This is a genomic window from Streptomyces sp. UW30, assembly GCF_008042075.1.
Lineage (GTDB): Bacteria > Actinomycetota > Actinomycetes > Streptomycetales > Streptomycetaceae > Streptomyces.
This window is the reverse complement of record NZ_RDBN01000005.1, coordinates 858,540-877,946: the sequence shown is the minus strand read 5'-3', so window position 1 is coordinate 877,946 and position 19,407 is coordinate 858,540. Positions and strand designations below refer to the sequence as shown.

General features: G+C 69.6%; 16 protein-coding genes and 2 pseudogenes. 9 read left to right on the top strand and 9 right to left on the bottom strand.

Annotated elements, in window-relative coordinates:
* Positions 1-10 precede the first annotated feature (10 nt).
* Together EAO75_RS05660 and EAO75_RS05655 are read right to left on the bottom strand one after the other, a co-directional pair.
* On the bottom strand, positions 11-1,345 hold the full coding sequence (locus EAO75_RS05660; protein WP_147993863.1) for an MFS transporter: 1,335 nt from the start codon (positions 1,343-1,345) through the stop codon (positions 11-13).
* Positions 1,342-2,721 carry an ATP-grasp domain-containing protein gene (locus tag EAO75_RS05655; RefSeq protein ID WP_261989152.1) on the bottom strand — a complete coding sequence of 460 codons (1,380 nt, stop codon included), beginning with the start codon at positions 2,719-2,721 and terminating at the stop codon, positions 1,342-1,344. Before EAO75_RS05655 ends, EAO75_RS05660 begins: the two co-directional genes overlap by 4 nt.
* A 417-nt stretch (positions 2,722-3,138) precedes the next feature.
* Between EAO75_RS05655 and EAO75_RS05650 the strand changes: the two genes are divergently transcribed.
* From EAO75_RS05650 to EAO75_RS05620, 7 genes are all read left to right on the top strand, one after another.
* On the top strand, positions 3,139-4,647 hold the full coding sequence (locus tag EAO75_RS05650; protein ID WP_147993861.1) for an NAD(P)/FAD-dependent oxidoreductase: 1,509 nt from the start codon (positions 3,139-3,141) through the stop codon (positions 4,645-4,647).
* Positions 4,644-4,913 carry a phosphopantetheine-binding protein gene (locus EAO75_RS45610; RefSeq protein WP_187284317.1) on the top strand — a complete coding sequence of 90 codons (270 nt, stop codon included), beginning with the start codon at positions 4,644-4,646 and terminating at the stop codon, positions 4,911-4,913. The genes EAO75_RS05650 and EAO75_RS45610 overlap by 4 nt, the downstream gene beginning before the upstream one ends.
* A gap of 91 nt (positions 4,914-5,004) precedes the next feature.
* Positions 5,005-8,811, top strand: a complete 3,807-nt coding sequence (locus tag EAO75_RS05640; RefSeq protein ID WP_187284316.1) for a non-ribosomal peptide synthetase — start codon at positions 5,005-5,007, stop codon at positions 8,809-8,811.
* A gap of 28 nt (positions 8,812-8,839) precedes the next feature.
* Positions 8,840-9,043 carry an MbtH family protein gene (locus EAO75_RS05635; RefSeq protein ID WP_147993859.1) on the top strand — a complete coding sequence of 68 codons (204 nt, stop codon included), beginning with the start codon at positions 8,840-8,842 and terminating at the stop codon, positions 9,041-9,043.
* 12 nt (positions 9,044-9,055) lie between these two features.
* Positions 9,056-10,570 carry an amino acid adenylation domain-containing protein gene (locus tag EAO75_RS05630; protein WP_187284315.1) on the top strand — a complete coding sequence of 505 codons (1,515 nt, stop codon included), beginning with the start codon at positions 9,056-9,058 and terminating at the stop codon, positions 10,568-10,570.
* A 14-nt stretch (positions 10,571-10,584) separates the two neighbouring features.
* Entirely contained in the window at positions 10,585-12,261 is a 1,677-nt protein-coding gene (locus tag EAO75_RS05625; RefSeq protein WP_261989151.1) for a DUF885 domain-containing protein, read from the top strand.
* Between the two features lie 119 nt (positions 12,262-12,380).
* Positions 12,381-12,938: a glycoside hydrolase family 25 protein gene (locus EAO75_RS05620; protein ID WP_147993857.1), complete on the top strand. Its 558-nt coding sequence runs from the start codon at positions 12,381-12,383 to the stop codon at positions 12,936-12,938.
* A gap of 51 nt (positions 12,939-12,989) precedes the next feature.
* Here EAO75_RS05620 and EAO75_RS05615 read toward each other — a convergent pair whose 3' ends face one another.
* Positions 12,990-13,208 carry an EF-hand domain-containing protein gene (locus EAO75_RS05615; RefSeq protein WP_147993856.1) on the bottom strand — a complete coding sequence of 73 codons (219 nt, stop codon included), beginning with the start codon at positions 13,206-13,208 and terminating at the stop codon, positions 12,990-12,992.
* Between the two features lie 167 nt (positions 13,209-13,375).
* A pseudogene (locus EAO75_RS05610) lies at positions 13,376-13,461 on the bottom strand (MerR family DNA-binding transcriptional regulator); the annotation flags it as partial.
* A gap of 57 nt (positions 13,462-13,518) precedes the next feature.
* Here EAO75_RS05610 and EAO75_RS05605 point away from each other — a divergent pair.
* Positions 13,519-14,154: a GNAT family N-acetyltransferase gene (locus tag EAO75_RS05605; protein WP_147993855.1), complete on the top strand. Its 636-nt coding sequence runs from the start codon at positions 13,519-13,521 to the stop codon at positions 14,152-14,154.
* A gap of 16 nt (positions 14,155-14,170) precedes the next feature.
* Here the strand turns inward: EAO75_RS05605 and EAO75_RS05600 are convergent, their stop codons facing one another.
* From EAO75_RS05600 to EAO75_RS47040, 5 genes are all read right to left on the bottom strand, one after another.
* Entirely contained in the window at positions 14,171-14,803 is a 633-nt protein-coding gene (locus EAO75_RS05600) for an ADP-ribosyltransferase (RefSeq protein WP_147993854.1), read from the bottom strand.
* A 91-nt stretch (positions 14,804-14,894) separates the two neighbouring features.
* Complete coding sequence (locus tag EAO75_RS05595; protein ID WP_147993853.1) at positions 14,895-16,076, bottom strand: hypothetical protein; 1,182 nt, start codon at positions 16,074-16,076, stop codon at positions 14,895-14,897.
* A 305-nt stretch (positions 16,077-16,381) separates the two neighbouring features.
* The gene (locus tag EAO75_RS05590) at positions 16,382-16,885 is read right to left on the bottom strand and encodes an ATP-binding protein (RefSeq protein WP_147993852.1); all 504 of its coding nucleotides are present in this window, start codon (positions 16,883-16,885) and stop codon (positions 16,382-16,384) included.
* Positions 16,886-17,160: 275 nt separating this feature from the next.
* Entirely contained in the window at positions 17,161-17,928 is a 768-nt protein-coding gene (locus tag EAO75_RS05585) for an enoyl-CoA hydratase/isomerase family protein (protein WP_147993851.1), read from the bottom strand.
* Positions 17,929-18,268: 340 nt separating this feature from the next.
* On the bottom strand, positions 18,269-19,369 hold the full coding sequence (locus EAO75_RS47040) for an Ig-like domain-containing protein (protein WP_410092213.1): 1,101 nt from the start codon (positions 19,367-19,369) through the stop codon (positions 18,269-18,271).
* Here EAO75_RS47040 and EAO75_RS47035 point away from each other — a divergent pair.
* A pseudogene (locus EAO75_RS47035) lies at positions 19,356-19,407 on the top strand (hypothetical protein); the annotation flags it as partial. The gene EAO75_RS47040 and the pseudogene EAO75_RS47035 overlap by 14 nt on opposite strands.

Genomic DNA, 19,407 nt, shown 5'->3' with positions numbered 1-19,407 from the left:
CGCTGAGGGTTCAGGCGGACGCCTCGTCGGCTCCTGAGACGGGTTTCCCGGTCTTGCCGCTGGGCTGACGGGACTCACCGTCGGGCTGACGGGACTCACCGTCGTCACCCTCGGCGGCCACAGGAGCCGGGGCACGGCGGCTCGGCAGGCAGAGCTGGGCGGAGATCACACCGGCGACCCCGATCGCCGCCCACAGCGCCCACTCGTTGTAGGCGTAGATCGCGGCGCCGATGAGAGGGCCGACGCCGGTACCCAGCGTGAAGGCGGCTCCGTACAGACCCTGGTAGCGGCCGACCATGCCGGACGGAGACAGTCCCGCCAAGTGGGCGTTGGCCACGGAGGAGTACATCATCTCGCCGAGTGACCACAGGACGACGGTCGCGGCGAGCCAGATCATGTCGGTCGCGAAGCCGGTCAGCGCGAGGCCGACCCCGGTGGCCAGGTTCCCCCAGGCCAGGACATATGCGGCCCGGCGTTTCACCACAAGGCCGGCGATGGGCAGCTCGCACACCAGGACGAGCAGACCGTTGAGGCCGATCAGCAGCCCGAAGTCGGCCTCCGACAGTCCGCTGGCGGTGACGTGCAGGGGCAGGCCGACGGTCGACTGGATGTAGACCAGCTCGGCGATCACCGTCATGAGCAGGAACCGACGCAGGCGACGGTCGGCGAGCGCCAGCCGGTAGCTGCCCTGCTCCTGCTCCGTCGCTCCGGACGTGTCCGCTCCGCCTTCGCCGGACCCGCCGCGCGGCACGTCGCGCAACAGCAGCACCGCGATCACGCCGAAGAGCAGACAGGCGGCGGCGTTGCCGAGGAACAACTCCGTATACGAGTTGGCCGCCAGCCAGCCACCGAGGAAACCTCCGGCGGCGGCACCGAGGTTCATGGCGAACCGGAAGACCGCGAAGGCCGCCACCCGCTGCTGGTTGGTCGTCACGGAGTCGGTCAGCAGGGCCGCGGCGGCCGGCCGGTAGAGCTGTGACGCCGCTCCGACCAGGCCGACCACGATGATGTTCAGGGCCAGGGTGTCCAGCATCGGGATGACCGCCGTCAGCGCCGCGGTGGTGCCGCCGGACAGGGCGATGGTCCAGCGCCGGCCGAGCTGGTCGGCGAGGTATCCGCCGAGCGCGCTGCCGAGCACGTTGCCCAGCCCGGCGGAGCCCAGCACCAGCCCTGCGGCGCCTGGCGAATAGCCCTGGCTGGTCAGGTAGAGGACGATGAACACCGGCAGGAAGTTGCCGCATCGGTTGACGAGGATGCCGAGGCTGACGATCCACACCCGGGCCGGCAGCTCTCGCACGGTCTCGCGGAACGGCGGGTCGCTCACGTCGGGCTGCTCGGTACTCACGTGATCGGCTCCGTGTGGATGTGGACCGCCGCCAGCAGCCGCTCGCAGTTGGCGATCGCCTCCTCGGCGGTCGCGCCCCTGGCGACGACATGGCCGACCCGGTCCTCGCTCCAGGTGAGCGGTCGTACCTCGTCTCCGGGCTCTACCGAGATGACCAGGTCGAACAGTGCGGGGTCGTCGGCGATGGCCTCGGCACCGGTCACCTCCGTCACCCGCCCCGGCGCAGGTGTGAAGAAGCGGATCGCCGCGCCCGCGACCGGCTGGGGAGCCTGCTGGAGTGGCTCGACCAGGCCGAACCGCGAGCCGAGCGCATACCGATCCATGTCGATGCCGTAGGCGATCTCGGTCAGGTCGTGGATGCGGTCACCGCCCACGCGGTTGTGCGACTCGATGATCACCGGGCCGCGAGAGGTCAGCTTGACCTCGGTGTGCGCCGGGCCATGGCGCAGCCCGACCGCATCCAGGAACTTCAGCACCAGCTCCTCGACATCGCGCAGCAGTGAAGCGGGGTGACGGCTCGGCTGGGAGTGGCCGGTCTCGACGAAACCCGAGTCGACGCAGACCTTGTCGGTCGTCCCCACGAGCACGTGGCGACCGTCGAAGCTCAGCGTCTCCACGCTGATTTCCGGGCCGTCCAGGTACTCCTCCATCAGGAACCGGTCGAGATCTCCTGCCAGGTCCTTCTTGTCGATCTGCTTGCCGAGCGCGTGAAAGCGTTCCACGACCGACGCCAGGTCCGACTCGTCGCGCACCAGGAAGATGCCGATGCTGCCGGCCTCGTCGATGGGTTTCACCACGACCGGCAGTCCGTTGGCCCGCGCGAACTCCCGCAGATCCTGCTCGGTTCGGCCCACCTCGGCGGCAACGGGGCTGATTCCCGACGCATTGAGATGGCTGCGCATCCTCGACTTGTCCAGCAGCAGCTCCACCGTCTCCAGGGAGTTGCCGCCGAGCCCGAGCTCGTTGTCGATCTTCGCCGCAGGTAACAGCCCGAGTTCCCACGGCGACATGACCATCTGGAACGGAAAGGTCTCGTACAACGACCGCACCACGGGCAGCACCCGCTCGGTGTCCGCGTAGTCGACGAGCAGAGCCTGGTCGACATACGGCCAGTGGGCGCTGTCGTACTCGTCCTGGTACTGGATGTAGACCACGCCCAGCCCGAGGTCATGGGCCTTCCGGAGGATCTTCGGCTTCCCTCCCACCACGGCAATAACCGGCCTGAGTCCAGCGCCGACGGGATCACTTAACAACGTGGAACCTCTCTTACCGGCCGGTGAATTTCCCCTGACGCCATGCGCGCACAGCACAGGAAGATACTCCGCGCCGGGCGGCCGGCGCATCACTCCACAGACATGGTGGCCGGAAAGGGCCATGACGGGACACCGTCGCGATGATCTCGGAATCTCTCCATCAGCACCGGTGAATCGAGTAAATGGGAGCATGCTATTCCGGCGACGAGAACACGCCATTCACTTATCACCACCACATTTCACTTTCGTGTCGCGACGGCAAGGAGGTAGCGTCGACGAAGCGCCAGGTACGGGCATTGAGCGACCACACGTCCGGCCTGACCCGGGAGCGAGGATCGCGATCCGTGTACGGGGGTGCCAGCGAAGATCAACGCCTGACCGCGTCCTGCGATCGCTTCCGGGTTTCAACTTTCCGCGCTATTTCACCGTGCACGACAAATACTGTGCGCCTCTTTCCTGTGGCCCGGCGGACGATTGCCGGCGCCACTCCTCTCAGTGCCTTTGTTGGGCCATCACCCGCAATAAGGGGGAGCTCCGAAAGTGACGGAACACGCAATCACCGAAAAGCCGAGGCAAGCCGATGTCGTGATCGTGGGCAACGGGGCGCTCGGCCTGTTCCTGGCCGACGAACTGATGGAGCGCGGAATGGGCTCCGTCGTCGTGGTCGGGCCCAGCCACCGCGAGACGGGGGCCAGCCAGGCGGCCGGCGCGATGCTGGGCTGCTTCGGCGAGACCACCACGGAGTCGTTACGTACCGACGCCGCCCGCACCCGGTTCGAACTCGGCGTCAACGCGCACGAGCGGTGGCCTGCCGTGCTGGCCAAGCTCGAGGAGTTCTCACGGACGGGACGCCCGCTGCTGAGCGCACCCGACACGCACGTCGTGCTCAACTCGATCGGCGCCGAGCTGGACACCGACAACTTCAAGGCGATGCTGGACGCGCTCGACCAGTACGGCAAGCCGTGGGAGGAGATGGATCCGCACGACATACCCGGATTCAACCCCCGTCTGGACACCAGGGCACTGCGCGCCGTGCATCTGCCGACCGAAGGTGCCGTGGACGCACGCGGTGTGCTGCTCGCACTGGAGGCCCGGCTGCGCGACGCGGGTGCGGTTCAGGTGGACCAGTCGGTGCGCCGGCTGGTGAGCAGCGACGACGTCGTGACCGGGGTCGAGCTCGACGACGGTCATCTCATCGAGGCCGGCACCGTAGTCGTGGCAGCCGGTATCCACAGCGAGTCGCTGGTCCGGACCGTGTCCGAGGACATCGATCTGATCCCCACGTTCCCCGGTCTCGGCTTCGCGATGATCGCGCGGCGCACCGGTGGGGACCCGTTCCGCAGCGTGGTGCGCACCCCGAACCGCGGCTTCGCGTGCGGGCTGCACGTCGTGCCCCAGGGCGACGGGCTGGAGTACTACGGCGCCACCAACCGTCTGGTGGACTCCATCACCGGTGTCACCTGGATGGCCGACGTCAGGTTCCTCGCCCAGTACTCGATGCAGCAGCTGGACGAACGGGCCGCGGGCCACGAGGTCGTGCAGTGGCTCGCCGGGAACCGCCCGGTGACCTTGGACGGCTTCCCGATGATCGGCTGGCTGCCGCCGTCCGGTCTCTACCTCATGACCGGCACGTACCGCGACGGGTTCCACTGCGCGCCGCTGCTGGCCGAGCACGTCGCGAACGAGCTTCAGGGCAAGCCCGGGACCATCGACCCGATGTTCGCGCCGACGCGGGAACCGATCGTCACCCGGACGGTCGAGTGGTCGATCAACGAGTACGTCGAGCACAACCTCGCCGGCTGGTTCGAGACCGGCGCGGAGGCCGCGCCGCAGATGACGACGGCGCAGATCGCGGAGTACTACCGGACGCGGTGTGTGCAGGCGTACGACCAACTCGGCATCGACTACGGGCTCGGCCCGGACATCCTCTGGTACGCGCAAGGCAGCCTGCTCGGCGCCCGCCGGATCAGGCGCTATCTGCGCAGCCACCGGGGCGGCGGCGAGACTCAGGCCCGGTCGGTCGGCACCGGAAGCGGGGACACGCAGTGACCACCTCCCCCACCTCCACGGTGGACATCGTCAGGAAGCTGATCGACCAGCAACTCAACCTCTCCGGCCACGGCTTCGAGCTGAAGCACGACGACAACCTGTGGGACATGGGCATGACCTCGCTGACATGCCTGGGGCTCATGCTGAGCATCGAGGACACCTTCGGTGTCGAGCTGCCGGAGGACGCACTCAAGGAATCGACGTTCCGCAGCGTCGACACGATCACCGCGGCCGTCGACGGGGTGCTGAGCTCCGCGCAGAGCTGAGATCCGAGTCCCGATCCACCTCCCCGCCCGAAGGGATGCGCAGGTCCACATGGTGAAGTTCGAGCCACGTCCGACGAACCCCTTTCCACTGGTGCGCGGTTCCACTGCCCACTTCCCGCTGTCGGCGGGACAGGAACGCCTGTGGTGGCTGCACCAGGGGGACGCGTCGGACGAGTACCACATCACCGGCGGATGGCGCTTCCCGGACGGAGTGGACCGCGCGGCGCTGGCCGCCGCGGTGACCGGGCTGGTCCGCAGGCACCAGATCCTGCGGACCAGGTTCGTCCTGCACCCGGACGGCAAGGTCGCGCAGGAGGTGGCCGACGAGATCGACGTCCCCGTCGTCTGGGCGGGGAGCGACTGGCGAGCCGCGGTGGACCGGGCGGTTCGCGAACCCTTCGATCTCGCCCGGCCGCCCCTGCTCCGGGTCGTCGTCGCGGAACTGGACGACGGATACGGCGTGTTGACGTCGTTGCACCACATCATCACCGACCGCTGGTCCATGGACGTACTGGCCAGGGACCTCTTCGAGTTGTACGACGCCGCACTGGAGCACCGTGAGCCGGCGCTTGCGGAACTCGCCGTCCAGTACGGCGACTACGCGGACTGGCAGCGCCGCTTCCTCGGGAGCGGCGCGCTCCAGCCGCAACTGGACCACTGGGTGCGGGCGTTGCAGGGGAGCGAGCGGCTGGACCTTGCTCTGGACCGCCCCCGGTCCGCGGCCAATGACGCGGCGGGCGGCACCGTCGTCGTCGAGCTGCCGGAAGAGGCCACCGCGGCCATGACCGCGTTGGCCTGGCGCGCCCGGGCGACCCCGGCCGTCGTGGTGACGGCGGCACTGGCCGCGGCCCTGAGCGCGTTCAGCGGTCAGACCGACGTCGTCGTCGGCGCGATCGTCTCCGACCGGCCGCGCCCGGAGCTGCAGGACCTGATCGGCTTCTTCATCAACACCGTGGCGCTGCGCGTCGACCTGTCGGGCGAGCCGCTGACCTTCCGCTCCCTGGTGACCCGCACACGGGACGCCTGGATGGCGGCGGACGCGCACCAGGACGTGCCCTTCGAGAGAATCGTGGGCGCGCTCCACGCCGGGTCCGAATCCCAGCGCAACCCGATCTTCGACATCGCGGTGAACCACGCCGGTGACCGGGTGAGCCTCGCCGAGGCTCCGGGCGCGCCGACATGGTGGTATCCCGAGCTGCCGGTGACGGCGCGCTTCGACCTGTCGCTCACCACGCAGGTCGTCGACGGACGGCTGCGCGCCACATTCGTGTACCGGTCGGCGCTGTTCGACGAGGCGCCGATCTCCGCACTCGCGACGAGCTACATCCGGCTGCTGGAACAGGGCGTGAGCGCCCCCGAACTGCCGTTGCACCAGGTGGACCTGGTCGAGGAGTCCGAACGCAAAAGGCTGCACGGGGCCAACGACGCGACTGCCGCGCCGGAGACGACGATCGTCGAGCTCGTGCAGGCGCAGGCGCAGGCGCGACCGTCGGCTCCCGCCGTGGTCGGCGCGGACGGTGCGCTGACGTACCAGCAGCTCAACGAGCGCGCGAACCGACTGGCCCGGCACCTGCTCACGCAGGGTGCGGGGCCCGAGCGGGTGGTCGCCGTCTGCCTGGACAAGACGGTCGAGCGTTTCGTCGTGCTGCTGGCCATCGCCAAGGCCGGTGCGGCGTACCTGCCGCTCGACCCGGACCATCCGGCCGACCGGTTGCGCTTCCTGGTCTCGGACGCGGGCGCGGTCCTCACCGTCGTCAGCCCCGGACTCCACGACCGCCTGCCCGCGAGCGGGCTGCCGACGCTGGTGTTCGGGGCCGGGACGCTCGATCTGAGCGGCTACGACGCCGGGGACCTGCCGCGGGCCGCGTCCCCCGACAACCTGGCGTATCTCATCTCGACGTCGGGCTCGACCGGGACACCCAAGTCGGTGGCGGTCCCGCACCGGGCGCTGAGCCGGCTGGTGGCGGGGGTACCGCGCCACCTCGACGTCGGGCCGGGTACGACCTTCCTCCAGTGCGGGCCCCTGACCTTCGACGTCGCGGTGCTGGAGTGGACCCCCCTCGCGCACGGCGGGAGCGTCGTGGTGACCGACACCGGAACCCTCCTCGACCGCCTGGACGAAGTCGTCCGTGCCCACGGCGTGACCACGCTCAAGCTGGTCTCCCCGCAGCTCGACCTGCTGGTGGAACGGGACATCCGGACGCTCACGGGCCTGAGCCGGCTGGTCGTCGGGGGCGACGTGGTCAACCCGAGGAGCTTCGCCGCCGCGCGTGAGGGCCTGCCCGGGTGTCGCGTCACGGCGTCCTACGGACCGACCGAGTGCACGGTGCTGGCCACGCTGTTCGACGGCGAGGAGTGGAAGGCCGGCCGGGTACCGATCGGGTACGCCCTTCCGCATACCCGCGTGTACCTCCTCGACCGGGAGCTGCGACCCGTCTCCGTCGGCATGCGGGGCGAGATCTACCTGGCAGGCGACGGACTGGCCCGCGGCTACCACGGCCGCCCGGGAGCGACCGCGGCGGCGTTCGTCCCCGATCCGTACGGCCCGCCCGGCGCCCGTATGTACCGCACCGGTGACATCGGGCGGTATCTGCCGAGCGGTGCGATCGACTTCCTGGGCCGCGCAGACAAGCAGGTGAAAGTCCGCGGCTTCCGGATCGAGCTGAGCGAGATCGAGCAAGTCCTGCTGCGCGAGAGGGGCATCACCTCGGCCGTCGCACTGCGGGTCGAGTCAGCCACCGGACCGGCCCTGGCCGCCTACGTCGTGGCGACGGACCCGGTGGACGTGCCCGCGCTGCGCGCCAGGCTCGGCGCGACGTTGCCGGCGTACATGGTCCCGGACCATGTGGTCGAGGTACCCCGCATCCCGTTGACCGCCAACAACAAGGTGGACCGCACGGCGCTGCCGCCCGTCGCCGAGGTCGAATCGGCGGCCGCGGCGCCAACGACGGGGCTTCAGGCGCGTGTTGTCGAGGCGTGGTCCGCGGTACTGGGCCGGACAGTGCCCGCCACGGCGGACTTCTTCGCCTCCGGTGGTCACTCCCTGCTCGTGCCGAGGGCGACCGCGGCGATCCGGCGGTTGCTCGGCCGCGAGGTCCCGCTGCGGCTGATGATGACGCACCGGACGCCGGCCGCGTTCGCGGCCGCGATCCTGGAGGAGAGCGCCCCCGACCTCGGCGCCGCTACTCGCGAGCACCGCCTCGAACAGCACGTGTGGCACAGCCGGACGTTCCCCGGCGCACGCCGGCTCGACCTGTTCGTCTCGGCCGGGGAACCGGGCCCGGACCTGCGGACCCTGATCGTGCTCGACGGCTCCGAGTTCGTCGACATCATGCGGCTGCCCGCTCTGCTCGACCGACTGGTCCTGCAGGGCCGGATCCCGGCGACGGCGGCATTGTTCGTGAGCCCGGCCGAGTGGTCGGTCCGCAACCGGGAACTGCTCCACGAGGACTTCGTGGACGTGCTCGCCGACGAGCTGATCCCGCACCTGCGGGACTGGCTGGGCGAGCGATGGCGGGGCGGCGGACGTACGACGGCCGTCGGTGCGAGCCTCGGCGCCGTCACCGCGGTGCGTGCCGCACTGCGCCGCCCCGACAGCTTCGACGCAGCCGTCGGCATGTCCGGCCCGCTGACCGACCACCGCCTCCTGCCGACGGCCGACGCCGAGCCGAGCCCCGCCCGGCTCTTCCTGTCCGCGAGCCGTGAGGAAGCGGACGCGATGCTCGACGGCGGCATCAGCCAGCTGGACGCCACCAAACGCACCGGGGAGGACCTGGCCCTGCGCGGCCACAGCGTGCGGTGCGTGTACGGCGACGGCGGCCACACCTACGCCGCGTGGGAGGCGATGCTCCCGGAGGCGATCGGCTGGGCGCTGGGCGGCGCACCAGGAAAAGCGTGAACCGGCGACCGGGAGGACGACGCAGACCATGTTCGACGACGAGGACCGTGAGTTCAGCGTGGTGGTCAATCACGAGGGACAGCATTCGATCTGGCCCGCCGACCGTGACGTTCCGTCCGGTTGGCGCGCCGAGGGATTCAGCGGCGACAAGGCGGCGTGCCTCGCCCACGTCGATCGCGTGTGGACCGACCTGCGGCCACTGAGCCTGCGCAGCCAGATGCAAGCCGACTGAGGAGAAGTCATCGTGGAATCCAGGCCGCGTACGGTGGTCGATCTGTTCGCGCAGCAGGTCCGGATACGGCCGCATGCCCCCGCCGTCCGGACGCGGGAACGGTCGTGGACCTACGCCGAGTTCGACCGCGCGACGGCCCGGCTGGCCCACCGCCTGCGACGCGCGGGGGCGGGCCCGGGAACGGTGGTGGGGCTGGTGGCGCCCCGCGGCGCGGCCGCACTGACCGGCCTCGTCGCCGTGCTGCGCTGCGGTGCGGCGTGCCTGCCGCTCGACCCGGGCGATCCGCCCCGGCGCAACCGGGAGGTGCTGGACGACGCCGGATGCGAGCAGGTCCTCGTCGCCGCACCCACCGAATGGTGTCCCGAAGCGCTGTTGATGGGCGACCTGGACGACATGGCCAACCCGGGCCCGGTGGACGAGGGCACCTCCGCGCTCCCCCGACCCCGGCCGCTCGACCTGGCGTACGCGATCACGACATCGGGCTCCACGGGCCGCCCCAAGATCGTCGGGGTGCCGCACGAGGGGATCCACAATCTGATCGTCGCCTCGATCGAGGACCTCGACCTGATCAGGGCGGACGACGTCATGCTGTGGACGACCGCGCCGACCGTCGACAGCACGATGCACGATGTGCTGATGCCGCTGTGCGCGGGCGCCTGCGTAGCGATCGGCGACGACGCCGACCTGCCCGCGAGCCGGATCCTGGTCACCGTGCGCGCGCTGGGCGTGACCGCGCTGGAGATCCCGGCCGCCGTACTCGGGCCTTACGGCCAAGCGCTCCTGCCCCGGCTGGCGCAGGCGGGCGTCCGTCTCGTCATCACCGGCGGCTCCCAGCTCGACGGTCTCGGTCTCGCGGACTCCCCGCCCCTGGTCGTGGTCAACGGCTATGGCCCGACCGAGGCATCGGTCGCCGCCACCTGGTACCGCTGCACCACGTCGACGCCGAGCTGGGTGCCGATCGGCAGTCCGGTCCGGGGGGTACGGGCCTATGTGCTCGACGACGATCTGCGGCCCGTCCCGGTCGGCGCCGAGGGCCAGTTGTTCATCGCGGGAGCCGGCCTGGCCAGGGGCTATCTCGGGCTGCCGGGCCGCACGGCGGCGGTGTTCCTGCCGGACCCGTTCGCGCGGACACCCGGCACACGCATGTACGCCACGGGGGACCGCGTACGGCTCCAGCCGGACGGCGACTACGTCTACCTCGGCCGGATCGACGACCAGGTCAAGATCAGGGGCTTCCGCGTCGAGATCGGCGAGGTCGAGCACGCCCTGCGCGAGTGCGCCGGAGCCGTTGACACCGCGGTGCTGCTCCGCGAGGACGCGCCCGGAGGTGCCGCCATCGTCGCCTTCCTGGTCGGCGAACGGTCGTCCGCCGAGGTGATGACCGGCCAGCTGCGCGACCGGTTGCCGAGCCATATGATGCCGCGCTTCTTCGTGTGGCTGGACGAGATGCCCCTCAACCGGGCAGGCAAGGTCGACCGCAAGGTGCTGGCCGCGATGCCGGTCGGGGACCCGGTCCGTCGTGCGTGAAGGAGGAGTCAGTGGTGCTACGTGAAGCAACCGGCGTGCACGGTGTGTGTGACGCCTATGTGGACGATTACGCCCGGTTGAACCCGCTCGCGGCCACCGAGTTCGGCATACTCGGCCACGACGACAGGCTGCCCGACCTCTCCCCCGACGGCCATGAGGCACGTGCCGGACTCGCCAGGGCCGCGTTGGCCGGCATGGCGGCCACAGCGCCGGTGGACGAAGGCGAGCGCATCGCCAAGGCGGTCTTCTGCGAGCGACTCGAAGTCGATGTCGACATGCACGAGGCCGGTCTGCCCGCGGCGTCGCTGAACATGATCGCGAGCCCGCCGCAGGACATCCGGTACGCCTTCGACCTGATGCCGACCGAAACCGCCGATGACTGGGCGGTGATCGCGAAGCGGCTGTCCCGGGTGCCGGAGACGCTCGCGGGATACCGGGCGGCACTGTCGGCATCGGCGGACAAGGGCGTCGTGTCGGCGGCACGTCAGGTGCGGCGGACGCTCGAACAGTGCGAGACCTGGTCCGCCGCAGGATCCTTCTTCACCAAGCTTGTCGCGTCCGCCGAGGGCACGCCGGGGGTCGACGGTGCCCTGCGGGCCGACCTCGATGCCGGCGTGCGCGTGGCCGGGGAGGCGTACGCGGAGCTGGCCGCCTTCCTCCGTGACGATCTCGCTCCGAAGGCCGGCGACGAGGACGCGGTCGGCGAGGACCTCTACGCGCTGTGGTCGCGTAAGTTCATCGGAGCGAAGGTGGATCTGCGCGATGCCTACGAGTGGGGTTGGGCCGAGTTCGGCCGGATCGAGGCGGAGCTGACCGAGGTCGCGGGCAGGATCAGGCCCGGGGCGAGTCCGGCCGAGGCGGCCGAGGTGCTCGACGGCGACCCTCGGTACCGCGTCGGGAGCAAGGCCGCGTTCCAGGCGTGGATGCAGGAACTGTCCGAGCGTGCGCTGGCCGACCTTCGGGGGAAGCACTTCGACATCCCGGACGAGCTGATGCGGTTGGACTGCAGGATCGCCCCACCGGGCGGCGGGCTGGGCGCCTACTACACCAACCCGGCCGACGACTTCAGCCGACCGGGCACGATGTGGTGGTCACTGCCCACGGACAAGCAGGAGTTCTCTACCTGGCGCGAGGCCAGCACGGTGTACCACGAGGGCGTGCCGGGCCATCACCTCCAGATCGGCACGGCGGTGGCGACCCCGACTCTCAACCGGTTCCAGCGCCTGCTCTGCTTCATCGACGGACACGGTGAGGGCTGGGCGCTCTACGCCGAGCGCCTGATGCGGGAGTTCGGCTATCTCGATGACGGATACCTGCTCGGCATGCTCAACAAGAACATCTTCCGCGCGGCACGGGTGATCGTCGACATCGGCATGCACCTGAAGCTGGAGATTCCGGCGGGCTCCGGGTTCCACGAAGGGCAGCGCTGGACCCCTGAACTCGCCCAGGAATTCCTGCGGACGAGAACACTCACCGACAAGGCGCGCGCGGTCGACGAGATAGACCGCTACCTCGGCTGGCCGGGCCAGGCGCCCTCGTACAAGCTCGGTGAGCGGCTGTGGCTGTCCATGCGCGAGGAGATCAGGGCGAGGCACGGCAGCGGGTTCGATCTCAGGGACTTCCACATGCGTGCTCTGCGCAGCGGTCCCGCGGGTCTGGAAACGATGCGGGACGTCCTCGTCGGCGGCTGACCTTTCCACCTGACATCTCCACCTGACATCTCCACGTGCGGGACGGATCACCGGCACCCTGATGGGGCATACACCAAGTCCAACTCCTGTCACCCCACATGCACTTCAGGGAGTCCCCCATGATCCGCGGCATCGATGTCAGCGCGTACCAGTCCTCCTCCTACGACACCGACGGCCTCTCCTTCGTCTTCGTCAAGGCGACGGAGGGCCGCTCCTACATCAACCCCAAACTCGCCGCCCAGACAAAACGCGCCCGCGACGCCGGCCTGGTCGTCGGCTTCTACCACTTCCTCTGGCCCGGCAACCTCTCGGCCCAGGCCGACTACTTCGTCAGCAAGGCCCCCGAGAAGGCGGGCGACATCCTCGCCGTCGACTGGGAAACAACAAGCGAGGGCACCCACGCCAGCAACGCGGAGAAGGACCTCTTCATCCGCAAACTGAAGGAGAAGCGACCGAACAACCCGGTCGTCCTCTACTGCAACCGCCACTACTGGCTGAACGTCGACACCACCTCCTACGCCGGCGACGGCCTCTGGATCGCCGACTACGTCACGGCCGGCAAGCCCCGCATCCAGGCGAAATGGCGCTTCCATCAGTACACGGACGACCCGCTGGACAGGAACGTCGCGAACTTCTCGAGCAAGGCGGCGCTGCGGGAGTGGGCCGAGAACGCCTGAACATGACGAAGGGGCGCCTTCCCCGGAGGGAGGGCGCCCCTTCGTGGGGCGTTACTTGCTCAGGAAGGCCCAGAACTCGTCGAACGACAGCTGCTTGTCGCCGTCGAGGTCGCGGCTCTTGATGATCGCCTCGGCGACGGACTCGGTCACGTTCCAGTCGCCCCCCTGCGCCAGCGCGGACTTGAACTCGGCGGCGGTGATGGAGCCGTCACCGTCCGCATCGATGCGCTCGAACTGCTTGCGTGCTTCCTCGATGTCGATGTGCGCCACCGGTCCGCCCCTTTACTCGCGTCTACTCGCGTCTGTCGTGTTTGTGCTGGCCTGCTGCCGCAGGTCACATTAGCCGCGGCCAGATTAGCCGCCCACCCGCGCCTCCAGCGCGGCGACCACCCAGGCGAGCTCCGCACGGTACGCCGACTCGGGCCCGCGGCCCTTCACGACCAGTAGCGGATGGTCCGCACGGTCAGTCCGGTGGCCCGGGCCAGCTCGCCGATGGTGAAAGTCCGGTGCCGTCGTCGATCATGTCTGCGAGTGTGGGCCTTCCAGTGGGTGGAGACTCAAGGAGCGGGACGGGGCGGCCGTGGCGGAGACCTTGCGGGACATTGTCGACGCGGTGGCGAGGGGAGTCTTCCCGCCCGCTGACGGTCGTACGACGGTCCTCCCCCAGCCCTCCCACCGCGACGCGGGCGTCCTCGCCTTCACCGCGCACTCCGTCGTCTTCGCCGACGAGGATCCGGCGTGGGTGTACGACACGCTGCGTGGCGTGGGCTGCGACGCGCTGGCCGCGCCGATGAACCCGCGTTTCCTGGCGGCCCTCATGGAGCGGACGGGGCGTGCGGCGGAGACCGTCGACGCGGTGTTCGTCGGCTCCCCGCTGCCGGGGGCGCCGCCGCTCGCGCTGAAGGAGATCGAGGACGCCGGGCATTCCCGGATCGTCTACGCCCGACGACGACGCGACGAGGTGCGCGCGTGGGCCGTGGAGGGCGGGGTCCTGGTGATGGGCCGCGGGGTCGCCGGGCGGCTGGAGGTGTCGGTCGAGGTCGACGAGGACGTACGGCACCGGGGGCTCGGGCGGCTGCTGGTGACCGCGGCCCGGCATCTCGTCGCGGAACCTCTGTGGGCGCAGGTCGCGCCGGGGAACGCCCGCAGTGTGCGGACGTTCCAGGCGGCGGGCTATCGACCGGTGGGCGCGGAGCTGTTGCTGCACGCCCGGTAGGGGACGGCGCCCGGCGTCAGTGCCAGGCCTCGAAGTGCGGGTTGCTCCGGCAGCCGCTCATGATCTCGACCTTGGTGGTCTTGTCCACCGGGCAGCCGCCGATGACGTACTGGCGCGCGACACCGCCCGGGAAGGCCACCTCGACCTGGTCGGCCCATTTGTGGGTGTCGCCGATGGTCTTGTTGATGTCGACGCCGCCGGGGGCGTCGATGTAGTAGTTCCAGCCCGACTTCCACCACTTCTTGTACAGGTCGTGGTCGTAGGTCGTGGAGACGTACGGGGAGGGCTGGTTGACCAGGACGTACTTCTCCAGGTCGTACTGGCCCGTCTCGACGTCCCTGGGCTTGAAGCCCTCCTCGAAGACGACCTCCGGGCCGCGGCCGTCGGCCCGGTAGAGCGTGCCGCAGCTGGTGCGCCAAGCCGGGGCAGGGGTGATGCGTTCGACGTCGACCCCGCGGTCGGCGGCGGCCTTGATCTTGTCGTCGTACTGGACGGGGCAGGCGGCGGGGGTCGGAGCGGCGGCCTTGGCGAGGGTCGTGCGGGCCGAGGTGGGGACGGTCTCGGGGGCCGTGGCGGCCGTCGTCGCGAGGACGGCCGAGAGGGACAGTACGGCGGCAGCGGCCCGCCGCCGCAGGCGAGTTGTGATCATGGGGGCCACGATTGCGGGCCTACGGCGGCATGCCGGGGATCTTCACCCGTTCGGCGGCGTGTCCGCTGACGAAGGGTCAACGGGGCGCCGGTCAGCGGAAGATGCCGGTGTGGCCGAGGGAGTAGCGGCCGGGCTGCGGGTAGACGGCGAGGCCGTGCGGGCCTTCGCCCACCGGGATCCGGGCGAGTTCGGCGCCGGTTCGGGTGTCGAGGGCGTACACCTCGGAGTCGTAGCGGCCGGACAGCCACAGCACCCTGCCGTCGGCGGAGACGCCTCCCATGTCGGGGCTGCCGCCGCCCGGGAGCTGCCACTTCCTGGTGAGCGCGTTCTTGGTGAAGTCGAAGACGGAGACGGTGCCTTCGCCGCGGTTGGAGACGTACATCTCGCGGGAGTCGCGGGCGACGTAGAGGCCGTGGCAGCCCTTGCCCGTGGGCAGGAGGGTCGGGGTGCCGAACGTGTCGCCGTCCAGCACCCACATGCCGTCGGCCATCATGTCGGCGATGTAGAAGCGCTTGCCGTCCGGGGAGACCTTGACGTCCTGCGGCATGGCGCCGTCGAAGGGGAGCTTCTGCCGTCCGACGACCTTCATCTTTTCGGTGTCGACCTTCAGGAGCTCTCCACTGAACTCGCAGGAGACGATGAAGTAGCGGCCGTCGAGGGAGAAGTCGGCGTGGTTGACGCCGTAGCAGGTGACCGGTTCGGTCTTGAGCCGCTTCATCGTGTGGGGGTCGCGGAAGACGAGTTCGCGGTCCAGGGAGGCCATGACGACGGCGTACTTGCCGTTGGGGGTGAAGTAGAGGTTGTAGGGGTCGTGGACCTCGACCTCCTCGCCCGCCTTGCCGGTCTTCGGGTCGATGGGGGTGAGGGTGTGGCCGCGGTTGTTGTTGACCCAGAGGGTCTTCAGGTCCCAGGACGGGACGACGTGCTGGGGCTGGCGGCCGACGGGGATGGTCTCGATGACCTCGTATGTCTTCGGGTCGATGACGGAGACGGTGTCCGACTCGCTGTTGGGGACGTAGACGCGGGACGGGAAGTCCTTGACGACCGGGGAGAGCTTGTTCGGGCGGTCGGCGGCGTAGACGTCCTTCGGGTCGAGGACGGGGGGCATGCCGGGGAGGCCCTTTACGGTGTCGTCCTTCGCCGGGGCGGGGATGGCGGCCTGGGTGCCGTGGGGTGTCTCGGCGTGGTCCTCGCCCTTGGGGGCGTCGGTGCCGCAGGCGGCGAGCGCGAGGAGGGCCAGGCCGGCGAGGAGGGTGCKGTACGTGTGGTTCATCGGCAGTTCTTCCGGTGCGGCGGGGTGGGGGCGCGGCAGTCACCAAAGATCACCGGACTATTTAATGAGGATTACGTCGAAAATCACGCTATTGACCTGATTGGCCGCCGGTGCGGGTCGCTGGGGCCCCGGATTTTCCTCGCCCCCGCCGCCCCTACCCGTCCCTCCCCCAAGCTCTTCGAGCAGGGGGGACCCCCAGACAGGCTGAAAGATGCCGACCGGCGGCGAGAGGCGCGCGCCTTGCAGGCGCCGATCCAGTCGCGGCGGGCCGCGTGGTTCGTCGGCTCAGCCGCCGGAGGCGACCGTCAGCGGTCTGCCACCCTCATCTCGAACCACGTCGTCTTGCCGCGTGGCAGCAGGTCCACGCCCCAGCGGTCGGAGAGTTTGTCGACGAGGAACAGGCCCCGGCCGCTGATGTCCATCTCCTGCACCGGCATCAGGCAGGGCAGGCCGCGGGACGGGTCGCGGACCTCGATGCGGATCCAGCCGCGGCGGCGGCGCATGCGCAGGCCGAAGACCCGGGCACCGGTGTGGCGGACGGCGTTGCCGACCAACTCCGAGACGAGTAAGACCGCGTCCTCGGTCATCTTGGGGGTGAGGCCCCACTGACGCAGGACCACCACTTGCGCCAGCCGGCGAGCCGTCGCGGCGGACTCCGGGCGGGACGGGAGCGGAACCTCTGCCTCCGTGGGATTACCGAACAGCTCCAGCGCCTTTGAGGCAGCTTCGTCCTCGACCGCCGGCGACCAGCGTGCCGCAGTCGCACGGCCGTTTCCCCGCGGGTGTTCGACACCCTCCAGCCCCGCCATGCCCCCATCATGGCCGCCCGCACGGCCCTCCGGGGCCGTTCCCGAGGAATACACCCCCCGGAAGCCTTCATTCCGCAGTGCACGGTTGGCATATGACGGTGGCAGTTCGGAGCCTGCCATGGCCCATCTGAGCTGCGAAGAAGGAGCCGCCGGCGGCAATCGACGGGCTCCCTCGACAAGGCACGCTTAAGGTTGCCTTAAGGCTGGCATAAACCGCCCCATCGAGGGACCCGGATCAGACACCCCGTCAATGGCAAGTGATTCGGCAGCCCTCGTCAGAGGAACTTGGCCTTGCCCGGCCCCTCCTCCACGAAGCTCCGCATCCCCCGCTCCCGGTCCTCCGTCGCGAACAGCCCCGCGAACCAGCCGCGTTCCACCGCCAGGCCCGTCTCGATGTCGGTCTCCAGGCCCGTGTCGATCGACTCCTTGGCCGCCCGCAGCGCGATCGCCGGCCCCTGCGCCAGCTTCGCCGCCCATGCGTGCGCCTCGGCGTAGACCTGGTCCGGCGCGACGACCCGGTCCACCAGACCCAACTCCCGCGCCTCGTCGGCCTTCACCATGCGACCCGTGAAGATCAGGTCCTTCGCCTTGGACGGTCCGATCAGCCGGGCCAGGCGCTGGGTGCCTCCCGCGCCCGGGATCAGGCCGAGCAGGATCTCCGGCTGGCCCAGCTTGGCGTTGTCCGCGGCGATGCGGAAGTCCGCGCACAGCGCCAACTCGCAGCCGCCGCCGAGCGCGTAGCCGGTCACGGCCGCCACCACCGGCTTCGGGATCCGGGCCACCGCGGTGAACGACTCCTGCAGGCCCCTCGCGCGCAGGACCATCGCCGTATGGTCCATGGCCTGCATCTCCTTGATGTCCGCGCCCGCCGCGAACACCTTCTCCCCGCCGTAGATCACCACGGCCCGCACGTCGTCGCGCCGGGTCGCCTCCTCGGCGAGCTCCTTGAGCCGGTCCTGGGTGGCGACGTCCAGCGCGTTCATGGGCGGGCGGTCGAGACGGAGGGTACCGACACCTTCGGCGACTTCGAGATTCACGGTCATGCGAGCAGGTTAACGGGGACTAACGGCAAGGGCCGGAGTGCGGTCAGTCACACACGGCCGGGGGTCCGGGGGTTGCCCCCGGACAGGCACAGCACGGGGACTAACGGCAAGGGCCGGAGTGCGGTCAGTCACACACGGCCGGGGGTCCGGGGGTTGCCCCCGGACAGGCACAGCACGGGGACCAACGGCACGGGCCGGAGCGCGGTCCGTCACACACGGCCGGGGGTCTGGGGGTTGCCGGTTGCCCCCCGGACAGGCACAGCACGGGGAGCAACGCCGACGGCCCCGGTGCCGTACCTCTCATGAGGTCGTACACCGGGGCCGCCGTACCGGAAGGCCGTCACGCCTTCCACTTCTCCCAGGACATGTTCCAGCCGTTCAGCCCGTTCTCCGGGGCCACCGTCGCGTCGGCGGAGTTCTTCACGACCACCACGTCACCGATCATCGAGTGGTTGAAGAACCACGCCGCCGGGGTGCCCTTGTCCCAGGCGCCCTTGACGTCGCGCAGGCCGATGCAGCCGTGGCTGGCGTTGTAGTTGCCGAAGGCGCCGCCGCCCCAGTAGTTGCCGTGGATGAAGGTGCCGGAGTCGGTCAGGCGGGTGGCGTGCGGGACGTCGTCGATGTCGTACTCGCCGTCGTAGCCGACCGTGTCGCCGTTCATCCGGGTCTGGACGAACTTCTCGGTCATCACCATCTGGCCGTTCCAGGTGTCGTACCCGGGCTTGCCGGTGGTGACGGGGATGGTCTTGATGACCTTGCCGTCCTGCGTGACCTTCATCTTCTTGGTCTTCACGTCGACGACCGAGACCTGGTTGCGGCCGATCGTGAAGGAGATCTTCTTGCCCTGCTCGCCGTAGACGCCCTCGCGGCCCTCCACACCGTCGAGGTTGAGCTCGACGGTGACCTTCGTACCGGGCTTCCAGTACTTCTCGGGACGGAAGTCGAGGCGGTCGTTGCCGAACCAGTGGCCCGCGACCTCGACGGCCGGCTCGGTCTTGACGGTGATCGCCTTCTCCACGTCCTCGGGGCTGGTGATGCCCCGGGTGAAGCGCAGGGAGAACGGCATTCCGACGCCGACCTTGGAGCCGTCCTCGGGGGTGAAGCGGCCGAGGAAGGTGTTCTTCGGGGTCAGGGTGGTGAAGTCGGCCTCCTTGGCGGCCTCCAGGCCGTCGGCGTCCTTGGCGACCGCGTGCACCGAGTACTTCGTGGCGGCGGCGAGGTGCGTGGCCGGAGTCCACGTGGCGCCGTCGCCGGATATCTTCCCGTCTATCGCGTTGCCCTTGGTGTCCTTCACCTCGACGGCCGTCAGCTTGCCCTTGGCCGCGGTCACCTTCAGCGCACCGCTGGTGTCGACGGACTTGGCGCCGTCGCCCGGAGCTATCGTCACGACGGCCTGCGACTTCCGTCCCGAGAAGTACTGGAAGCCCGGTACGAAGGTCACCGTCGAGCTCAACCTCGACGGTGTGGAGGGCCGCGAGG

Bases quoted from the DNA above. Each gene is read 5' to 3' on its own strand.
- EAO75_RS05600 (WP_147993854.1), bottom strand. From the start codon at position 14,803: ATGATCACAACTCGCCTGCGGCGGCGGGCCGCTGCCGCCGTACTGTCC.
- EAO75_RS05590 (WP_147993852.1), bottom strand. From the start codon at position 16,885: ATGGCGGGGCTGGAGGGTGTCGAACACCCGCGGGGAAACGGCCGTGCG.
- EAO75_RS05635 (WP_147993859.1), top strand. From the start codon at position 8,840: ATGTTCGACGACGAGGACCGTGAGTTCAGCGTGGTGGTCAATCACGAG.
- EAO75_RS05655 (WP_261989152.1), bottom strand. From the start codon at position 2,721: ATGGCCCTTTCCGGCCACCATGTCTGTGGAGTGATGCGCCGGCCGCCC.
- EAO75_RS05585 (WP_147993851.1), bottom strand. From the start codon at position 17,928: ATGACCGTGAATCTCGAAGTCGCCGAAGGTGTCGGTACCCTCCGTCTC.
- EAO75_RS05620 (WP_147993857.1), top strand. From the start codon at position 12,381: ATGATCCGCGGCATCGATGTCAGCGCGTACCAGTCCTCCTCCTACGAC.